Source organism: Flavobacterium sp. KKT103, from assembly GCF_055640565.1.
Window position 1 is genome coordinate 1,021,947 of sequence record NZ_CM145766.1, and the last position, 20,221, is coordinate 1,042,167.

Below are 20,221 nucleotides of genomic sequence, written 5' to 3' on the forward strand. Positions count from 1 at the left end.
AAAACAATGATAAAAAATTTAAAATGGCTGTTATTGGTTTCTTTGACCGTAGTAGCATGTAGTAGTAATGATAGTGTACAAGTTGAATTGAATTCCTCCGATGGTTTGCCTTTGACATCGGGTACTGCTAATTTTTCAAAATACGTTGCTTTAGGTAACTCGTTAACAGCTGGTTATTCTGATAATGCTTTGTTTGTTGAAGGTCAAAAAGTTTCCTATACAAATATTATGGCAGAGCAATTTAAACTTGTTGGTGGAGGAGAGTTTAAAATTCCCTTCATGTCTGATAATGTTGGTGGTTTTAAAATAGGAGGAAATGTAGTTTCTGGGGCAAGATTATTTTTTAATGGTACTGGGCCCGCTGCTGCTGCTGGTACCCCATCTACGGAGATTTTAACATCTATAGCAAGTGCAGGTCCTTACAACAACTGCGGTGTACCTGGGGCTAAAAGTTTTCATTTGTTGTCGCCTAGTTATGGAAGCCCACTTGGAATAGCTGGTGGAACTGCTAACCCATATTATGTGCGTTTTGCGCCAGTTAATGGGACTACTTCGGTTGTTGCATATGCTGCGGCTCAAGCACCTACTTTCTTCTCTTTGTGGATTGGGAACAATGATGTTTTAGGGTATGCTACTACAGGTGGAGATGGATCAAATCCAATTACACCTTCAGCAGGTGCTGCAGGTGTAGGGTTTGATGCTACCTATGAAGCTATTGTAAACGCACTTACTGCTGGCGGAGCTAAAGGTGTTGTAGCTAATATTCCATATGTAAATACGGTTCCATTTTTTACAACAGTTCCGTTTAATGCAGCTACTTTAACCTTAGCACAAGCTACAGCTTTAAATTCTGCTTATGCAGGATACAATGGTGGATTAGTAGTTGCCAAAAACGGCGGACTTATCACAGAGTCAGAAAGAGTTGCAAGAACAATAAACTTTGTCGCTGGTGCAAATGGGCTGGTTATGGTTGATGAATACTTGACCACAGTTAATGTTCCAGGTTTAGTTTTGCCTTCTTACAGACAAACAACTTCAGCGGATTACGTAGTTTTGTCATCAGGTGGAGTTAGTGCTCAAGCTTTTTTACCTTTAGGCAACGGTACTCAGTTTCCTTTAGCTGATAAATGGATTCTGTCCAAAGGTGAGGTAGCAGAGTTAAAGACCGCAACTGACGCTTATAATGCAAAAATTCAGGCCGTGGCGACTGCTAAAGGCTTAGCTCTTGTAAATACTAATGCCCTTTTAACAACTATAGCTACAGGTGGGGTATCAGCAAACGGATTTACAGTAACATCTACATTTATAACTGGTGGTGGTTTCTCAACAGATGGAGTTCATCCTTCTCCTAGAGGCTACGCAGTTATTGCAAATAAATTTATTGAAGCGATTAATTCAAAATACGGTTCTAACTTAAAAGGAGTTGATCTAGGGAATTATAGGATCCTATTCCCAGGTATTTTATAGTAAGCAGTATTAAAATTAAAACCACCCGTAATATGGGTGGTTTTAATTTTTTATCCTTTTTCAATTACTGTACTTTACCAGAAAAAGGACTAATTCTAAGTAGTGTCGTTTTTATTCAAAAAAATTATTGATTTTTTATTTTAAAAAATTATCTTTGCACTCTGAAAAAAGCATCCAAACTTGATTTTTTGATTGGATATATTTCATAAACCTAAATAGCTATTTAATAAACACATAAGTAATGTCAAAAGTAATAGGAAAAGTTGCGCAGATCATTGGTCCAGTAGTTGATGTTGTTTTCAACGGAAAAGATGTTGAACTTCCAAAAATTTATGATTCATTAGAAATCACAAAAAAAGATGGTACTTTATTAGTACTTGAAGTGCAATCTCACATTGGTGAAAACACAGTTCGTACCATTTCGATGGACTCAACAGATGGTTTGAGTAGAGGTTATGAAGTAGTAGGTACTGGGAACCCAATTCAAATGCCAGTTGGAGCGGATGTTTACGGACGTCTTTTCAACGTAATCGGTGATGCTATCGATGGTTTAGGAAACTTGCCAAAGACAGGTGAAAACGGAATGTCAATTCACCGTCAAGCACCTCGATTCGAAGATTTATCAACTTCATCAGAAGTTTTATTCACAGGTATTAAAGTAATCGATTTAATTGAGCCTTACTCAAAAGGGGGTAAAATTGGATTGTTTGGTGGAGCCGGTGTTGGTAAAACAGTATTGATCCAAGAGTTGATCAACAATATTGCAAAAGGACACGGTGGACTTTCAGTATTCGCAGGAGTAGGAGAAAGAACACGTGAAGGGAATGACTTACTTCGTGAGATGTTAGAGTCAGGAATTATAAAATACGGTGAGGAATTCATGCACTCTATGGAAAATGGAGGATGGGATTTATCTAAAGTAGATATGCCAGGAATGAGAGAGTCAAAAGCTACTTTCGTTTTCGGACAAATGAATGAGCCACCTGGAGCTCGTGCTCGTGTGGCACTTTCAGGATTATCTATCGCTGAGTATTTCCGTGATGGAGCAGGAACTGACCAAGGTAAAGATGTATTATTCTTCGTTGATAATATCTTCCGTTTTACGCAAGCAGGTTCTGAGGTTTCGGCACTTTTAGGTCGTATGCCATCTGCAGTAGGATACCAACCAACATTAGCAACCGAAATGGGAGCGATGCAAGAGCGTATCACATCTACAAACAAAGGATCTATTACATCTGTACAAGCGGTTTACGTACCTGCGGATGATTTAACGGATCCAGCACCAGCAACAACGTTTGCTCACCTTGATGCAACAACAGTATTGTCTCGTAAGATTGCTGAGCTAGGTATTTATCCAGCGGTTGACCCGTTAGATTCTACTTCTCGTATCTTAACACCACAAATTCTTGGTGATGAGCACTACGACTGTGCACAAAGAGTTAAAGAGATTTTACAAAAATACAAGCAATTGCAAGATATTATCGCGATCCTTGGTATGGAAGAATTATCTGAAGAAGATAAATTATCGGTATCTAGAGCGCGTCGTGTACAACGTTTCTTGTCTCAACCTTTCCACGTAGCGGAGCAGTTTACAGGATTAAAAGGTGTTTTAGTAGATATCAAAGATACTATCAAAGGATTCAACATGATTATTGACGGTGAATTAGATCACTTACCAGAGTCTGCTTTTAACCTTAAGGGTACTATCGAAGAAGCTATTGAAGCTGGAGAAAAAATGTTGGCAGAAGCTTAAAATTAGTTTAAAGTTTAAAGGTTTAAGGTTCACTCGTAACTTTAAACTTTTAACCTTCAAACTTTTAAACTAAATAGAAATATGTTATTAGAAATAGTTTCACCAGAAGCAACATTATTTAAAGGAGAAGTAACCTCTGTATCTGTACCTGGAGTAGATGGAAATTTCCAAATGTTAAATAATCACGCACCTATAGTTTCTTTATTACAGCAAGGAGTTGTGAGCATTGTAGCACCTAGCTTTACATTCAGTAAGGAAGTGGTTGGTATGTTTACTAAAGTTAATGAGCAAAATTATACATTAGCTATTTCATCTGGAACTATCGAAATGAAGGATAATAAAATAATTGTTTTAGCAGACTAATGCAATTATCAAAATAGGAAAGAAAGCCAAACAGAAATGTTTGGCTTTTTTATTTTGGAGCTATTCCAGCTATTCATTGCAATCTTTTACTTTTTAAGGAAAAAAGTAAAAGGATTTCCATTGCTATCTGGGCTAGAAGATAACTGCTTATTGTGCACAATATTTCATAACTTTGATGGCATGAAATTACCTGAAAATCTTCTCAAAAAACTTCATGTTCGCAATAGCGAAAATGCACTTAGAAAATTGCCTAATGAAAGTGATCTAATTGATTTTGCATCTAATGATTATTTAGGGTTCTCTCAATCAGAAGCGATTTTCAACCAAACGCATCAATTTTTAATTGATCATAAATTTACCCAAAATGGTGCGACTGGTTCTCGGTTAATTTCCGGTAACCACCCTTTGTATCAATTAGCAGAGGATTTTATTGCTCAATTTCATCAATGTGAAAGCGCACTGATTTTTAATTCAGGTTATGATGCAAATGTTGGTTTTTTTAGTAGTGTGCCCCAAAAAGGGGATTTGATTCTGTACGACGAACTCTGCCATGCTTCAATTAGAGACGGAATCAAGCTTTCTAATACAAAAGCATATAAATTTACTCACAACGATTTTGAAGAGCTTGAAACACTAATAAAACGTCATAAAACAACAAATATCTACGTCGTTACCGAAAGTGTTTTTTCGATGGATGGCGATACGCCCAATCTCGAAGAGTTAGTAAACGTTTGTAAAAAGCACAATTGTTATTTAGTTGTTGATGAAGCGCATGCTTTAGGTGTTTTTGGAGATAAAGGCGAAGGCTTGGTTCAAATGTTGGGATTGCAGGAAGAAGTTTTTGCACGCATCATGACCTTCGGTAAAGGTCTCGGTTGTCACAGTGCAGCTGTCTTAGGTTCAAATGAGTTAAAACAATATTTAGTAAATTTTACGCGTAGTTTTATTTATACAACAGGATTGCCACCACATTCAGTTGCGACTATTCTAACGGCTTACCAATTTTTAGATCAAAGCAGCAATAGTTTAGGTGAACTAAGAGCTAACATCGTACATTTCAACCAACAAAAAATGTTATTGGGTTTAAAACCAATGTTTGTACAATCGAGATCGGCAATACAATCTGCCATCATACCCGGTAATGAAAATGTAAAAAGGATCGCGCAACAATTTCAAGAAAAAGGTTTCGATGTAAAAGCGATTCTTTCTCCTACGGTTCCAGAAGGGCAAGAGCGACTTCGTTTTTGCATTCATAGTTATAACACTAAAAATCAAATTACGGAACTTTTGCGTTCTTTAACTGCTTTTGTTTTTTAGTATTTTTAAGTTATTCATATTTCGATAGAAAAAATATCCTCTTAGGTCCTACTATCACTCTATTTTTAAATAAATTATAATTTTTTTTGTAACGTTTTGATGGATTGCTTACTTACGACTCGTAATCAAATTAACAATTGAAAAACAAAAAGAGTTTCAATCATCAACAATCAAAATCAATAAAAAAATGAAAAATTTATTCAAATCAGCAGTAGCAGCATTTACAATTTTAATGAGTTTGTCAAGCCAAGCACAAACGAAAACTACTTCGTTAGAAAACTCCCTTTTATGGGAAATATCAGGAAAAGGACTAAGCAAAACTTCTTATCTATATGGAACGATTCACATGATATGTGCCGACGATTATTTTTTGTCCGAGAAAGTAAAAAAAGCTTTTGAATCATCAGATAAGTTAGTACTAGAAGTTAATTTGTCCGATCCCGCAGAACTGGCAGTGATGCAACAAATGGCTATGGGAAAAGAAACCTTAGATAAAACATTAACCACAGATCAGCTTTTTAAATTAGAGGCTATTTTGAAAGAAAAGGCAGGATTATCGCTGCAGCAAGTGAATAGTTATAGTTTGTCAACTGTAATGAGTTTAATGTCAATGAAAACATTTAATTGTGCGGATTTAAAATTTTATGAAATGGATTTTATTGCCAAAGCTAAGGAGCGTGGTATAGAGGTCGCTGGTTTTGAATCAGTAAAAGCGCAACTAGGAATTATCGAAAAAGCGTACACCAATGATGAAATGCTCTCGATGTTTGAAAATATGAATATTGCTGAAACTAGTAAGCTGGTTTCACAATACAAAAAAGAAAATATTCAAGATGTTTATACCAATTTAACGGATGTAAAAAACATGAATCTAATTGCCAAAAACGAAATGCTTGACAAGAGGAATGCTAATTGGGTTCAAAATCTTACCCAAGTAGTAAAAGATCAAAGTGCTTTTATTGCTGTTGGCGCAGCTCATTTGGGAGGAGATTTGGGTGTAATTAATTTATTAAGAAAAGCGGGATACACCGTTAAACCAATTATGAAATAGTACTATTTTGAAAGAAAAAGAGCCAGAATTTTTAAATCGTATTGAAAAACATAAAGGGATTTTATATAAAGTTTCCAAGATGTATATGGATAATCATGACGATCAACAAGATTTATTTCAAGAGATTATTTGTCAACTATGGAAATCGTATGATTCGTTCAGAAATGAAAGTCAGTTTTCGACTTGGATGTATCGGGTAGCAATTAATACAGCTATCGTTTTCTTGAAAAAAGAAAAAAGAAAGGTCGATAGATATCCAATAGCGTCTGAAAACATAAAAGAAGAGGAAGGTGATTCAGAGATTAAAGAGAGTCAGATGGACCATTTTTACAGGGCAATTCAGAAACTAGAAAAAATTGATAAAGCAATTATTTTTTATCAACTAGAGGGTTTTTCACATAAAGAAATTGGCAGCAATCTGGGAATCTCTGAGGGGAATGCCAGAGTAAAATTAAACAGAGCAAAAGAAAAATTAAAAGAAATTATAAAAAAGCAAGGATATGGATTTTAACGATATGCAAAATGCTTGGAACACTGAAAACACAGACAAGGTAGTTGTGCCAGCTAATTTAGAAAAAATTCAATCGGCTAACACGCCATTGGACAAGATAAAACAGAATTTAAAAATGGAACTTATAACACAAGTTTTAGCGGTAATAGGAATAGGCTTCGTGCCACTCCTGTACGATTTTCCAAAAACTTTGTTTAGCCCTTTTTACCTACTCTATGCTATTTTTGCGGCTGTTTGCATTTACTATTTGGCTAAGCTGTTTTTATTTTACAAGAGACTGAATACGGTATCCTTAAGTACCAAAGATAGTCTGTATGAGACCTATTTCGATATACGACTAAATATGGAACTCTATAAAACATTTGGTTTTGCGCTCACTCCATTCTTAGTTGTTTTTCTAATAGGCTTTTTCTATCAAAAACTAGGAGATAAAGTAGCAATTGATATTTTAAATTTAACTAATTCGCAAATAATAGGAGCGGTCGTTGCTTTAATAATTAGCATTTTATTGATGGGCTTAGTGCTAGAAGTTTGGGTGCATTTTTTCTACGGAAGATATGCTAATGAAATTCGAAAATTAATCGACGAATTAAAAGAAGACTAATAAATGACCCATCTTAACGATGGGTTTTTTACTTTTGTAAAAACGTTTAATAATGAAAATATTTGTAACAGGAATAGGAACTGATGTAGGTAAAACAATTGCCTCATCAATTATAACAGAATCACTACAAGCCGATTATTGGAAACCCATTCAAGCTGGTGACCTTGATAATTCGGATAGTCATAAAATTGAACGCTACATTAGTAATAACAAAACGATTATTCATCCCAACAGCTATAAATTAAACACGCCAGCTAGTCCACATCTGGCAGCTGAAATTGATGGTATAACAATTGACTTAACTAAAATTGTCGCACCAGAAACCGACAATCATTTGGTTATTGAAGGAGCAGGAGGTTTATTTGTACCTTTAAATAATCAAGATACTATTGTCGATTTAATTGCTACAGATTATAAAGTAGTAGTTGTTTCAAGACATTATTTGGGGAGTATCAACCATACCCTGTTAACGATTGAAGCATTGCAAAACCGCAAGATCAATATTGCTGGAATTATTTTCAGTGGTGAAAAAAATCAAGCTACTGAGTCCATCATTTTATCCAAAACTGGAATTAATTGTATCGGGCGCATCGAACAAGAACCTTACTTTGATCAAAATGTAATTAAGGTTTACGCCGATCAATTTAGAGAAAAGTTGTTAAGTCTATAAATATAACGCATTTAATTCTTTGCGTATGGCACTCTGTTCGTCTCTGCGTATCTTTGCGACATAATTTATTTTACCATGACATTATCAGAAAGAGACCAAGAATACCTTTGGCATCCTTATACCCAACATAAAACAGCTGCGCTTCCTATCGCTATTAAAAGAGGAGAAGGCGCTTTGCTTTGGGACGAAAACAACAAAGAATATATTGATGCTATAGCTTCGTGGTGGGTGAATCCCTATGGGCACAGTAATAAATACATCGCCGATGCAATTTACAAGCAGCTAACTACGCTAGAACACGTGCTTTTTGGTGGATTTACGCATGAGCCAGCAATCGAACTTGGTGAAAAGCTAATCGAAATATTGCCTGATAACCAAAGAAAAATATTCTTTTCTGATAATGGTTCAACGGCTGTTGAAGTGGCCATCAAAGTTGCTTTGCAATTCTTTTTTAACAAAGGCGAAAAACGAACCACAATTATAGCTTTCGAAAATGCCTTTCACGGAGATACATTTGCTGCTATGGCGGCAAGCGGAATTTCCTTTTATACACAGGCATTCGAAGGTATGTTTATTGACGTGGTGCGTATTCCCGCTCCTATAAAGGGGCAAGAGCAAGAGAGTTATGATGCTTTGCGATCACAAATCAAAAACAACAATTGCGCTGGTTTTATCTTTGAACCTTTAGTGCAAGGTGCTGCCGGAATGGTCATGCACGAACCGGAAGCTTTGGCGCAGTTGATTGCCATTTGCAAAGAAAACAATGTTTTGACCATTGCTGACGAAGTAATGACTGGTTTTGGAAAAACAGGCAAGACGTTTGCAATGAATTACGTCAATGAAACTGCCGATATGTTATGCTTGTCTAAGGCATTGACTGGTGGAACTATTCCTATGGCGATTACCACTTTTACGCAAGAAATTTTTGATGCTTTCTATGATGAAGATATCAATAAAGCCTTGTTTCACGGACATACCTTTACAGCAAATCCTACGGGTTGTGCCGCAGCATTAGCGAGTTTAGAGTTGTTAAAAACTCCCGAAATGCAAGCGAATTTAGTTCGTGTCAATGCAAATCATTTGGCCTTTCAAACAAAAATTAAGGAGCATGCTAAGGTCAAAACCACTCGTGTTCTGGGAACTATTTTTGCTTTAGAAATAAAGACAGAAGGAGCAGCAAGTTACTATGGAAGCTTGCGAAACAAACTCTACGATTTCTTCATCGAGAATGGCGTAATCCTGCGACCAGTGGGAAATATCGTATACATTTTACCACCGTATATCATCAGTGATGTACAATTAGAAAAAATATATCAAGTAGTCGAACAAGCACTTGATATAGTTTAATTTGGAGCTAATCCTGCTATCCGTTGCAATCTTTACCGCCTAAAGAACGGCGATAAAGGATTTCCACTGCTATCAGGGCTAAAAAGCAATAAGTGGAAAGTCAACCAATGATTTGAATTCTAAAAACGCATTATTTGGTCGCATTCGTTATGCAGTTTGCGAAAAACTTTGCGACCTTTGCTTTTAAATTAAAAATAATTGCACAAAATAAAACTAGGAGAAAATGTCAAGTTTAGTCAGGCTGATTTCTCTATTTTGAATTTTGTGAATCTCTGCGAAAATTCTCTGCGAATCTTCGTGTAATAAAATACTACACCTTGTCACAAATAATATCCATTACCGCTCTCTCGTCTACATCTCCATTGGGTAATGACCCAAAATTAATTTGGGAGCACTACCTGAATGACCAGCATTGTTTTACCCAGAAAAACATTGATAAGGCTCCAACGTTTGTAGCGCCTTTAAACGGAGATTCAATTGCGAAAATTGAAGTACTAAAACATTCAGATCCTAAATATAAGTTTCTAGATAATTCGGTACTATATGCCATGGAAGCGTCTCGCAAAGCGGTTGAGCAAGCAGCTTGGACAACTGATGATGTATTCGGAATCAATATTGGTTCGTCACGTGGAGCTACTGAATTATTCGAAAAACACCATCAAGAATATCTAGAAACGGGAAAAGCGCAAACATTGGCTTCGCCTACAACTACGCTAGGAAATATTTCCTCTTGGATAGCGCATGATTTACAAAGTTCTGGCCCCGAAATTTCACACTCTATTACTTGTTCTACTGCATTGCACGCTGTTTTAAACGCTGTCGCTTGGTTAAAATCAGGTATGGTCGATAAGTTCTTAGTAGGTGGTAGCGAAGCCCCTTTAACCGATTTTACAATCGCACAAATGCGTGCTTTAAAAATCTATTCAAGGTCAGATGAAGCGTATCCAAATCGTGCATTAGATTTAGAGAAAACGCAAAACACTATGATTCTTGGTGAAGGCGCAGCAGTTTGTTGTTTAGAAATAGGGAAAAAAGAAAATGCATTAGCATTTATCGAAGGCATTGGTTATGCTACAGAGGTTCTGGAACACAACATATCCATTTCTGCAGAAGCCACTTGTTTTCAAAAATCCATGAAAATGGCCTTAAAAGATACTGAATTATCAGATGTAGATGCCATTGTCATGCATGCTCCCGGAACCATCAAGGGTGATTTAACAGAGTATAGAGCAATCCAAAAAGTCTTTGGCGAAAGCCTGCCTTTACTGACCACCAATAAATGGAAAATTGGACATACTTTTGGCGCTTCAGGGTTACTAAGCTTAGAGTTGGCTATCATGATGATGCAACACAATACCTTCATCAGTGTCCCTTTTGCGCAAGCACAACAACAAAGCAAACCCATTAAAAAAGTGTTAGTAAACGCAGTAGGTTTTGGCGGTAATGCTGTTAGTATACTGCTTTCGATATAACAACAAGTAAAAGATTGGCACTACTTACTTTTTCAAAGCAATAACTTTTATTGGAGAAGTTGAAATGCTAAATTGGACTTAATATATATAATTCGCATTATAGGTGCTCTATTTGCCAAAGTTAGGAATGGTAACATTTTAAATTGCAAACGGATTCACAAAAGGTAAAATCCGTTTTTGCTCCGTTAAATCCGCATTCCATTAGCCAAAGTTAGTAACAGTCAAGATTTAAATTCAAACCCATTCACAATAGATTCAAACCCGTTTTTGATCTGCTAAATCTGCGGAATCTGCGTGCCATTATTTAAAGTTAAAAATAGTAACATCTTAAATCCCAAACCCTTTCACAAAAAGTAAAAATCCGTTTCTGATCCGTTAAATCCGCGTTATCCGCGTTCTATTATTTAAAGTAGACAACTGCTATTTACAAAACATAAATCAATCCATATTTTCCAACTCCTTCACTTTTTCATAGACCAAATTACTTTCATAGCCCTTTCGTAATAAGCTATCACAAACCTTCTTTCTTTTCTTCAAGCTGTTTGTCTCTCTAGTATTTTCCCAAGTTCGCAGCGCTAATTTCTCAAAGGTTTCATAATATTCTTCAGTAGTAATTTCTTTTAGTGCCGTAGTAATTAAGCGCTGATTTATTTTCCGAAACTTTAATTCATTCGTAATTCGGATAGTTCCCCACTGCTTAATGCGGTGTTTTCCTCTCGCAAAACTACATGCAAATCGTTCTTCGTTTAGGAAATTATCTTTAATGAGATGCGCAATTATTTGGTCAATTTCGTCACGATCCATTTTCATGGTGCGAAGTTTAGCCTCCACTTCTTCATGACAGCGCTCTTGATAAGCGCAATAATGTTCGATTTTTTTTAGGGCGTCTTTGATAGTAAATAGGTCTTTCATTGTAAAGTCCGTGAGTAATATAATAGATGATTGTAAAGACAAGGAACTACTTGTAATCATTTACTTAGTATTAAATCGTAACTATCTGCTATTCAAAAAGGTGCAAATACTCATTATATCGGATTAAAACGCTAATAAACGACTTTGTTGTCTTTTTATTAAAATATGTTTGAACTTAGTATTAGCTATCAGTTGTTTACAGTATTATTCACAACATATTAATTACAAATATGATGAAAAATCTACTCAAATTCGTTGTTTTTGCGAAATTATTATTTTTAAATACTTTCGGTGTTGTCGCCCAAATAAATACATATACAGGAACTAGTGGTAGTTGGAATACGGCTAGCAATTGGTCTTTAGGTGTTGTTCCAACAGCGTCACATGATGTGGTGATTCCTGCTTTGAAAACTGTTACGGTTTCAGTAGCAGCATTTGCAAAGAGTGTCACAGTAATGTCAACGGGAGTTTTGACCATTAACAATACTATTACTTTAACCGTTTATGGAAACGTAACGGTCAATAGTGGTGGTCAGTTTAATGCAGGTCTAGGAAATAGTGAAAGCGCAACTATCAAAGTATATGGAAACTTTAGTAATCAGGGTACAGCGAATTTTTGGAAGAGTTCCGTTGTGATTGCTGGGGATTTATTTACAAGTAGTACTATTTTGCAAAATAATGGAGATATTTTAGTTGGGGGTAATGTAATAGCAACGATTAGCGGGTCAGGTAATGGATTTGTTTATCCAGTAAATCCCGTTGCAGTTGTTACAGTAACCGGTACTTCTAATGCACAATCAGCGGGGACTTTACCCACTGATCCTGCTTTAGTGGCTTTAATGAACGAAGTGATTTATGGCGGTACATGCCCTTTTACGATTAGTGATATTGCTAATTTAACCGTTTGTGTTGGAGGAACTGCAGTATTTGTTTCGGGAGTTGTAGGTGTTTCTCCATCATTTCAATGGCAAGTTAATGATGGTACTGGATGGGTTGATTTAGTTAATGGTGCCCTCTATTCTGGTGTTACGACTGCTAGTTTAAGCATAACAGGAGTAACCGCGTTAATGACCGCTTATAGATATAGAACAAAAGTTACAATAGGTGGTTGTACAAAAAACGGGAATTATGGAGTTCTAAGCATAAGTAGTGGCCTCAGCATTTCTACGCAGCCAATTAATCAATTGGATTGTGAAGGAGCCTCTGTTAGTTTTACAGCTGTGGCAGTGGGAAGCGGATTAACGTATACCTGGCAGTATAAAAAAACGACAGATGTTAGCTATATTGCAATGCCAGCCACAAATGTTACGTATCCTACCGTAGGTAAAGTTACAATTGCTAATGTAGGTAGTGCACAATTTCCTGATGGCACTCAATTTAGGGCTGTCGTTTCGAAAGGGAGTTGTAGTGTAACTTCTAATTCTGCTACGCTCTCTGTGAATAGTATTACGGGATTAACTGCAAGTCCTGCAGCTACTCCATCAATCACAAATATCGTAAAGTGCTATGGAGGGAGCAATTCCTATACCGTAACCACATCTTACCCAGCTAATGTTGTTTCATATCAATGGAAAAAATCAGTTGCTAGTGGAGTGTGGAATAATGTCATTAACGGTGGTAATTATGCTGGTGCTACAACGGCAACCTTAACAATCAGTAATGGGACAGCAGCGGAATCAGCTGAATATAGAGTGTATATTACTTTTAATAATAGTACAACCCAATGTTCTGTAGATAGCAGCACACGAACTCGGTTGTTAACCTTTTTACCTGAATTAACAGTGCCACAAACTATAGTGACTAATGCTTCTTGTTCATTGGCAACAGGAGCCATAACTGTTGCTGTTCAAAGTGCAACAGATGTTTATAGTTTTGATAATGGCTTAAATTATCAAGCTAGTAATGTTAAATCAGGACTTTCAATAGGGAATTACACCATTGTCATAAAAAATATAGGAGGATGCTTGTCTCCTACCGTAAATGTGCCAGTCAACGGATTGGTTACCAATACATGGAATGGTAGTTCTTGGTCTACTGGATCCGCTCCATCAGGTCTCACTGTAAATGGTCCTGAAAAAATAGTTTTTGCTGGTAATTATACTGCTGCAACTGATTTGTTAGGTTGTTCCTGTGAGGTACAGTCCGGTAGTATTACATTCCTAAGCGGAAAAAAATTAACCCTAACAAATGATTTAAAAGTGATAGGTGGTAGCTTGACTTTTGAAGATTCAGCTAGCTTGGTTCAAATTAATGCTGTTGCTAACTCAGGAGATATTCGATACCGAAGACAAACACAGAGTGCGATTAGTAATTTTGATTACACCTATTGGTCGTCTCCTGTATCACCACAAACATTATTTAATGTATCGCCTTTAACACTAGGGGACAAATATTTTTCTTTTAATGGCGCTACAGATAATTGGGTTCAAGAATCGCCATCTGCTGTTATGGCAAAGGGAATGGGTTATATTATTAGAGGTCCACAAAACTTCGCAGCTCCAAATCCACCAAATTTTTATCAAGCGACATTTATAGGGGTCCCAAATAATGGTACAATTACTATTCCTATAGGAACCACAGGTGAAGCCTCTTACTTATTAGGTAATCCTTATCCTTCTGCGCTGGATGCTAGCAACTTTATTATCAATAATCCTATTTTAGATGGTACTTTATACTTTTGGACACATGGAACTGCCATAGGAGCGGGTACTGGTAATTTAGGGTCGGGACTTTATGCGTATACCTCAGATGACTATGCTTCGTATAATTTAACGGGCGGTACTGCCGCTGGATTTGCCGGATTAATTCCTACTGGGAAAATTGGATCAGGACAAGGGTTTTTTGTAACAACACTAGGATCTGGAGTAGTTAATTTTACAAATACAATGCGAGTAGGTGTTGGAACTAATACAGGGGATAATAGCCAGTTTTTTAAGCATCAATCGAGTACTAAAATTGTAACGGATGAAAAAAGCAGACTGTGGTTGGATTTTTATAATGGCCAAGGCGCCTATAAGCAAGCTTTAATTGGGTACGTTAGTGGTGCAACTAACGGTATAGATGGGCAATATGACGGAGTGTCTTTTGATGCCAATGAATATGTAGATTTTTATAGTATTGTAAATGATAAAAATTTAGTTATTCAAGGTCGCTCAATACCTTTTAATCAAGAAGACAAAGTGGTTTTGGGATACAAAACGACTATAGCAGGTGAGTTCACTATCAAAATAAAGCAATTTGATGGTCTCTTTGAAACGCAACAAGTTTTTATTGAAGATAAACTATTAAAAACCATACACGATTTGAAGAAGGAAGAGTATGTTTTTAAGTCTGAAATAGGCACATTTAATGATCGTTTTGTTCTGTTTTACTCCACTCAAACAGGAGTTGCCTCAACAACTAAGGCCGCAGCAAATGAAAAGACAGTTTTAGTCTCGACAACGAATAAAGAAATAAAGCTTGTCAGTTCACTTGCATTATTAGATTCTGTCCTGATGTATGATTCTGGAGGAAAACAAGTCTATAACAACCAAAAAATTAATAGTACTGAACTTGCTATTCGTACTTTGCGAAGAGGAAATACTGTTTATATCATTAAAATTAAATTGGATAATGGGCAAACACTAACTCAAAAGGTGATCTATTAATTGTTTTTCAATTGTAACTTAAACTCCTTATTTTAGCTATTACAATTGCGATATCTATCATCTGAGTACTTTTCTTCGGTAAAAGTGCAATTTCCTGCACATTATTATCGCTTTCTTAACAAAGAAATGGTTCTATGAAACCATTTCTTTGTTTTACTCGTAAATAACTCAAAACGAGTCTAGCAGCTATTTCATTCATGAGCAAATAGGTTAAAAATTAAATTAGTTTAGGTACTGCAGTCTTAGCAATTGATCAATAGCTTCACAGAGAGTCTTTTGTAATTATAGAGTTGTGTACTTAATCGTTTTTTTAATGCGTTTAAACGATTTTTTTGTTATTGTTTGTACATGTCAAACGATATTGCACAATAAATGCACTTTATTTTTAGAGTACAAAAACAAGAACATTTTAACGATAAGAAATACATTAAAAATTCTCCCCGAAATTTTTAAAAATACCACATGAAGAAAACTTTACTTTTAAAAACCATCCGATTTTTTATTATAGCTATTAGTGCGCTTTTTACTTGCGTTGCTTTTGGACAATCGCCTGTAACGCAATCAACGCCTGGAACGTATTCTTTTGTTGTTCCCTGCGATGTCACTTCTATTACAGTTGAGGCCTGGGGTGGTGGTGGAGCAGGAGGTGGATCAAGTACAAATAATATTAAAGGAGGAGCAGGAGGAGCTGGTGGTTCTTATGCTTCATCAGTAATTACTGTTACGCCTGGACAAGCAATTCAATATTTTGTTGGTAGTGGAGGAACAGGAGCAAGAACAGCTGGTGCGAATGGACAAGGATCATGGGTAGTTACAACTAGTACAGTTTTTGCTCAAGGAGGAGCTGGAGGAGCGGCCCCCAATGGGGGAACTGTTGCTGGAGGTTCTGGTTCAACGGCCGCATCTGTTGGCACCACTTTAACAGCGGGAAGCAATGGAAGTAATGGGACTGCAACTGTTGGTGGTGCTGGTGGAGGTGGCGCAAATCCCGGTGGAGGTTCTGGTGGCGTTCAAAGAACTGGAGGGGGAAATGGTAATGATGGATCAACTCCCGGTGGTGGCGGTGGTGGTGCCTATATAGATAATAATACAAATAGATCAGGAGGAGATGGGGGTAGTGGTCGTGTTAGGATTACCTACACATCTTCTTTGACATCATATTGTACTCCTTTATTTAGTAATGTTACTCCAATAACTCAAGTAACGTTTGGTGGAATAAATAATACTTCCTCAAATTCAACTTCAAGCAATAGTTATGAGTCATATTGTATTACGGGAAATGTATTACAGGGATCAACAAATACTATTTTAGTGAAGGGAAATACAGATGGTAACTTCCCACAAGCTATATATGCATATGTAGATTGGGATCAAAATGGAGTTTTTGGTAACAATGTAAATGAAATTTTTAATTTGGGTACTATTACCAATTCCAATGGAGTTGACGCCATTGTTTTGAATAGTTCTATTGTGGTACCAGTAAACGCTTTGTTGGGAAATACACGAATGAGAATTATTCAGTCGGACAATAATTCAACTAATCCTTGTTTTTCAGGTAGTGGTTATGGTCAGGTTGAAGACTATTATGTTAATGTTTTGAGACCAATTCCAGTTATAACAAGTTTTACACCTAATAATGCGTGTTCTGTTTCAGGAGCGACCGTTGTAATTACTGGTAGTAATTTTACTAATGCAACTGCAGTTCGTTTTAATGGAGTTAATGCAGCATCTTTTGCGGTTAATAGTGACGCACAAATTACTGCCGTTTTGCCCACTACAGGAACAACTGGACCTCTATCTGTAAGTACAACAAGTGGTACCGGTACGAGTACAACGGATTTCGTAGTTACTGCACCTCCTGGAGATCAAGTTTCTTATGGAAGTAGTGCATGGATTGGTTATGTATATGCGGTAACGAATGGTGGAAATCCTCCGTCTAATGCTTTTACCACCAACTATATAGGTAATATAGCTCAAACGGATATTTTTGATTTAAATCTAGGTACTGGTGCAATATCAGGCCCTAATTTATGTAATACTTACTCAGATAATTTTGCGATTCGTTTCAAAATGAATAAGGTGATGCCTGCGGGTACGTATGTGTTTACTGTAGGTGGTGATGATGGATATCGACTAAGTTTAGATGGGGGTGCCACTTTTGTCATAAATGATTATACAAACCATGCCTATCGAGAAACTAATTACTCTGTTTCTTTAAGTGGTAGTACTAATTTTGTATTGGAGTACTTTGAAACTACTGGTAGCTCAAGAGTCCAATTTTCGTATTGTCCAGTATACAGTCTCACAAGTATTTCTGCAGCGAGTACTTCTTGCACAACTGCAAAATCATCAATTGTGTCACTTTCTTCAAGTGCTGCGGGCTTACCATTAGGTACGTACACCGTGAGTTATACTTTAAGTTTTAATGGGAACAGTGTTGTTTACACAGCTCCAATGACAGTTACAACTGCTGGTTCTGGTCAGTTTACGGCTAACTTAGGTCCATTAAACGCAAATAATTCTACAACCATCAGGGTTACAAATATCGCTTCCTCAACTTGTAGTAATTTGATAAGCACTAACAATACATCTAATACTGTGAACATGTATGCTGCTATAACTCCATCTGCAGCTAATGGTTACGCATCTTGTTCAACCTGGTATGCTCAATGGAATAATGATACTTTTGTGAGTGGTTATTTTTTAGATGTTGCCACGACAAGTACTTTCTCAGCAGGCACATTTGTTTCTGGTTATGAAAATTTAAATGTTGGCAATGTCATTATATATCCAATTACAGGATTGACTCCAGGTAATACTTATTATTATAGAGTTAGAAATAATAATTTGGGATGTGGGGTTAGTGTAAACTCAAATACCGTTACTTTTTTTGCAGGTGGAACAGTTGCTCCGGTAATTGGCACGATCACTCATCCAACCTGTTCCACTCCAACTGGAAGTTTTGCTCTGACAAATTTTGATGCGGCAAATTATAATTATGTTTTCACTCCTTCCGCAGGGGTTGTTCGATCTGGAGCAAATGTGACTGCACCTCCTGGTAATTACACTTTAAGTGTGACAAATAATGGATGTGTTTCGGCAAATACTAGTTTTACTATAAATCCAGTTCCATCGGCTCCAGCTCCACCATCTATAGTTTCAGTTACGCAGCCTACTTGCGCAATTCCTACAGGTACCATTAATATAGGGGGTTTACCTTCAATTGGTACTTGGACACTAACAAGGTCAGGACCATCTCCAGGCACAACGACGGGTACCGGATCTACTGCTGCTATCTCTGGACTTGCGGCAGGAAATTATACTTTTACTGTCTCAGTTTCATCTTGTGTTTCTGCAGCTACCGCAAATGTTCCAATTACTGCTCTTGTTACGACTACCTACAATGGAACGAGTTGGACAACTACTCCAACTATAAATACTTTAGGCGTGATTGCTGCAACAGGGTCAATAAGTTCGGATGTCGATTTATGTTCTTGTACCGTAAACACCGGAGTTACAGCTACGGTTGCAAGTGGCGTAACAATGCGTCTTCAAAATGAATTAACTGTAACTGGTACGGGATCAATTACATTTAAAGATACTTCCAGCTTGGTTCAAATAAATAATGCAGCTGTAAACACAGGAGTGATCACTTACGAAAGAGTAACAACACCAATTACTAATTTTGATTATACCTATTGGTCAGCACCAGTCGCAGGTCAAAAGCTCATTGATTTTGCTCCTAACACTTTAGGTGATAAGTTCCTTTCATTTGATTCCTTTGTGAATAACTGGAAATATGAGAATGCGTATACAACTTTCATGAGTAAGGGGACGGGATATATAATAAGGGGCCCACAGCCAAAATCAGGACAACCGCCAAGTACTCAATTATACAAGTTTACAGGAGCGCCTAATAATGGAGTAGTTTCTGTGCCAATAGGTCCTTTAGGTAATTCTGTTTTAATAGGTAATCCCTACCCATCGGCTTTAGATGCCAATTTGTTTTTAGACGCTAATGCAGGAGTGCTGGAAGGGACTATTTACTTTTGGACTCATAATACTTCGATTCGTTTGGCTTCTACACTTGCAGCTGGAACTGCTGGGTCAGGTGTTTTGGCCTATACATCGGATGATTACGCTGCTTATAACAAGACAGGTGGTGTGGGTACTAGTCCTGCACCAAGCTCAAGTAACACTACTTTAAGTCCAGGTCCAGTAAAAAGTACTAAACCTACTGGTCAAATTGCCTCAGGACAATCCTTTTTCGGTACAAGTGTTGCGGCAGGAAATGTTGTTTTTAATAACAGCATGCGTGTTGGTTTTAGTGCTATTGTAGCAGGTAGTAATGCTGATTTTTTCAAATTCAGCAGTACCAAAAAATCAAAGTCAGAGGTCGAAATGAATAGAATTTGGCTCGATTTAACTAATGAAGAGGGTGCTTTTAAAGAAACCTTATTAGGATATATTTCAGAAGCTTCCAACGAAATAGAAAGTGCTTTTGACGGTGAAACCTTTGATGGGAATGCCTATGTTGATTTCTATAGTATAAACGGCGGTAAGAAGTTAACCATTCAGGGTCGTGGGATGCCATTTACTGAGTCCGAAATAGTTCCGCTAGGATATAAATCCGAAATAGAAGGAGAGTTCGGAATTAGTATTAGGGAGAAAGATGGTTTTTTTGAAACTCAAAAAGTTTACTTAGAGGACAAACTTTTAGGAACCGAATTTGACCTAAGTAAAGGAACGTATAAATTTAATACCGAAAAAGGAACCTTTGACGATCGTTTTGCTATTAGATATACAAGTAAAACACTTGGAGTTGATGAGGTTGTGCCAGTTGAAGATGGAGTTTATGTATCTGTAAAAAACAAACAAATAAAAGTTAGTTCTACAATTAAGTTGTTTGATAAAGTGCAAATTTATGATTTGTCCGGTAAATTAATTTATTCTAAGACAAGTATCGATTCACAGGAAGTTTTACTTTCAAATGTGATTTCATCTAATCAAGTTTTGGTTGTGAAAATAACTCTAATTGATGGCGTAGTTGTTACTAAAAAAATACTTTTTTAAAGTGATTACAAATAATTTTGAAAGCAAAGGCGAT

General features: G+C 36.7%; 13 protein-coding genes. 12 read left to right on the top strand and 1 reads right to left on the bottom strand.

The window, feature by feature from the left end; translation table 11 throughout:
- Positions 1–6 precede the first annotated feature (6 nt).
- From ACZ2G0_RS04410 to ACZ2G0_RS04455, 10 genes are all read left to right on the top strand, one after another.
- A complete protein-coding gene (locus ACZ2G0_RS04410; RefSeq protein ID WP_470309176.1) occupies positions 7–1,467 on the top strand; it encodes a G-D-S-L family lipolytic protein in 1,461 nt (486 codons plus the stop codon).
- Between the two features lie 241 nt (positions 1,468–1,708).
- Entirely contained in the window at positions 1,709–3,220 is a 1,512-nt protein-coding gene (gene atpD, locus ACZ2G0_RS04415) for a F0F1 ATP synthase subunit beta (protein WP_187009231.1), read from the top strand.
- A gap of 81 nt (positions 3,221–3,301) precedes the next feature.
- Positions 3,302–3,583, top strand: a complete 282-nt coding sequence (locus ACZ2G0_RS04420) for a FoF1 ATP synthase subunit delta/epsilon (protein WP_470309177.1) — start codon at positions 3,302–3,304, stop codon at positions 3,581–3,583.
- Between the two features lie 180 nt (positions 3,584–3,763).
- Positions 3,764–4,900 carry an aminotransferase class I/II-fold pyridoxal phosphate-dependent enzyme gene (locus tag ACZ2G0_RS04425; protein ID WP_470309178.1) on the top strand — a complete coding sequence of 379 codons (1,137 nt, stop codon included), beginning with the start codon at positions 3,764–3,766 and terminating at the stop codon, positions 4,898–4,900.
- A 187-nt stretch (positions 4,901–5,087) separates the two neighbouring features.
- Positions 5,088–5,951 (top strand): TraB/GumN family protein, encoded by an 864-nt coding sequence (locus ACZ2G0_RS04430; protein ID WP_470309179.1) that lies wholly within the window; start codon positions 5,088–5,090, stop codon positions 5,949–5,951.
- A gap of 7 nt (positions 5,952–5,958) precedes the next feature.
- The gene (locus ACZ2G0_RS04435) at positions 5,959–6,462 is read left to right on the top strand and encodes an RNA polymerase sigma factor (RefSeq protein WP_470309180.1); all 504 of its coding nucleotides are present in this window, start codon (positions 5,959–5,961) and stop codon (positions 6,460–6,462) included.
- Positions 6,452–7,066 (top strand): hypothetical protein, encoded by a 615-nt coding sequence (locus ACZ2G0_RS04440; protein ID WP_470309181.1) that lies wholly within the window; start codon positions 6,452–6,454, stop codon positions 7,064–7,066. The genes ACZ2G0_RS04435 and ACZ2G0_RS04440 overlap by 11 nt, the downstream gene beginning before the upstream one ends.
- 52 nt (positions 7,067–7,118) lie before the next feature.
- Positions 7,119–7,736 (top strand): dethiobiotin synthase, encoded by a 618-nt coding sequence (bioD, locus tag ACZ2G0_RS04445; RefSeq protein ID WP_470309182.1) that lies wholly within the window; start codon positions 7,119–7,121, stop codon positions 7,734–7,736.
- A 75-nt stretch (positions 7,737–7,811) separates the two neighbouring features.
- The gene (gene bioA / locus ACZ2G0_RS04450; RefSeq protein ID WP_470309183.1) at positions 7,812–9,083 is read left to right on the top strand and encodes an adenosylmethionine--8-amino-7-oxononanoate transaminase; all 1,272 of its coding nucleotides are present in this window, start codon (positions 7,812–7,814) and stop codon (positions 9,081–9,083) included.
- Positions 9,084–9,400: 317 nt separating this feature from the next.
- Positions 9,401–10,555 (top strand): beta-ketoacyl synthase N-terminal-like domain-containing protein, encoded by a 1,155-nt coding sequence (locus ACZ2G0_RS04455; RefSeq protein ID WP_470309184.1) that lies wholly within the window; start codon positions 9,401–9,403, stop codon positions 10,553–10,555.
- 438 nt (positions 10,556–10,993) lie between these two features.
- Here ACZ2G0_RS04455 and ACZ2G0_RS04460 read toward each other — a convergent pair whose 3' ends face one another.
- The gene (locus ACZ2G0_RS04460; RefSeq protein ID WP_470309818.1) at positions 10,994–11,467 is read right to left on the bottom strand and encodes a regulatory protein RecX; all 474 of its coding nucleotides are present in this window, start codon (positions 11,465–11,467) and stop codon (positions 10,994–10,996) included.
- A 233-nt stretch (positions 11,468–11,700) separates the two neighbouring features.
- Between ACZ2G0_RS04460 and ACZ2G0_RS04465 the strand changes: the two genes are divergently transcribed.
- Both ACZ2G0_RS04465 and ACZ2G0_RS04470 read left to right on the top strand, forming a co-directional pair.
- Positions 11,701–15,114, top strand: a complete 3,414-nt coding sequence (locus ACZ2G0_RS04465; protein WP_470309185.1) for a hypothetical protein — start codon at positions 11,701–11,703, stop codon at positions 15,112–15,114.
- 462 nt (positions 15,115–15,576) lie between these two features.
- The gene (locus ACZ2G0_RS04470; RefSeq protein ID WP_470309186.1) at positions 15,577–20,187 is read left to right on the top strand and encodes a GEVED domain-containing protein; all 4,611 of its coding nucleotides are present in this window, start codon (positions 15,577–15,579) and stop codon (positions 20,185–20,187) included.
- The last annotated feature ends 34 nt before the right edge of the window (positions 20,188–20,221 follow it).

What these genes read in the sequence shown, in the direction of transcription:
- ACZ2G0_RS04410 (WP_470309176.1), top strand. Translation starts at nt 7, where the DNA reads ATGATAAAAAATTTAAAATGGCTGTTATTGGTTTCTTTGACCGTAGTA.
- atpD (WP_187009231.1), top strand. Translation starts at nt 1,709, where the DNA reads ATGTCAAAAGTAATAGGAAAAGTTGCGCAGATCATTGGTCCAGTAGTT.
- ACZ2G0_RS04420 (WP_470309177.1), top strand. Translation starts at nt 3,302, where the DNA reads ATGTTATTAGAAATAGTTTCACCAGAAGCAACATTATTTAAAGGAGAA.
- ACZ2G0_RS04425 (WP_470309178.1), top strand. Translation starts at nt 3,764, where the DNA reads ATGAAATTACCTGAAAATCTTCTCAAAAAACTTCATGTTCGCAATAGC.
- ACZ2G0_RS04430 (WP_470309179.1), top strand. Translation starts at nt 5,088, where the DNA reads ATGAAAAATTTATTCAAATCAGCAGTAGCAGCATTTACAATTTTAATG.
- ACZ2G0_RS04440 (WP_470309181.1), top strand. Translation starts at nt 6,452, where the DNA reads ATGGATTTTAACGATATGCAAAATGCTTGGAACACTGAAAACACAGAC.
- bioD (WP_470309182.1), top strand. Translation starts at nt 7,119, where the DNA reads ATGAAAATATTTGTAACAGGAATAGGAACTGATGTAGGTAAAACAATT.
- bioA (WP_470309183.1), top strand. Translation starts at nt 7,812, where the DNA reads ATGACATTATCAGAAAGAGACCAAGAATACCTTTGGCATCCTTATACC.
- ACZ2G0_RS04460 (WP_470309818.1), bottom strand. Translation starts at nt 11,467, where the DNA reads ATGAAAGACCTATTTACTATCAAAGACGCCCTAAAAAAAATCGAACAT.
- ACZ2G0_RS04465 (WP_470309185.1), top strand. Translation starts at nt 11,701, where the DNA reads ATGAAAAATCTACTCAAATTCGTTGTTTTTGCGAAATTATTATTTTTA.
- ACZ2G0_RS04470 (WP_470309186.1), top strand. Translation starts at nt 15,577, where the DNA reads ATGAAGAAAACTTTACTTTTAAAAACCATCCGATTTTTTATTATAGCT.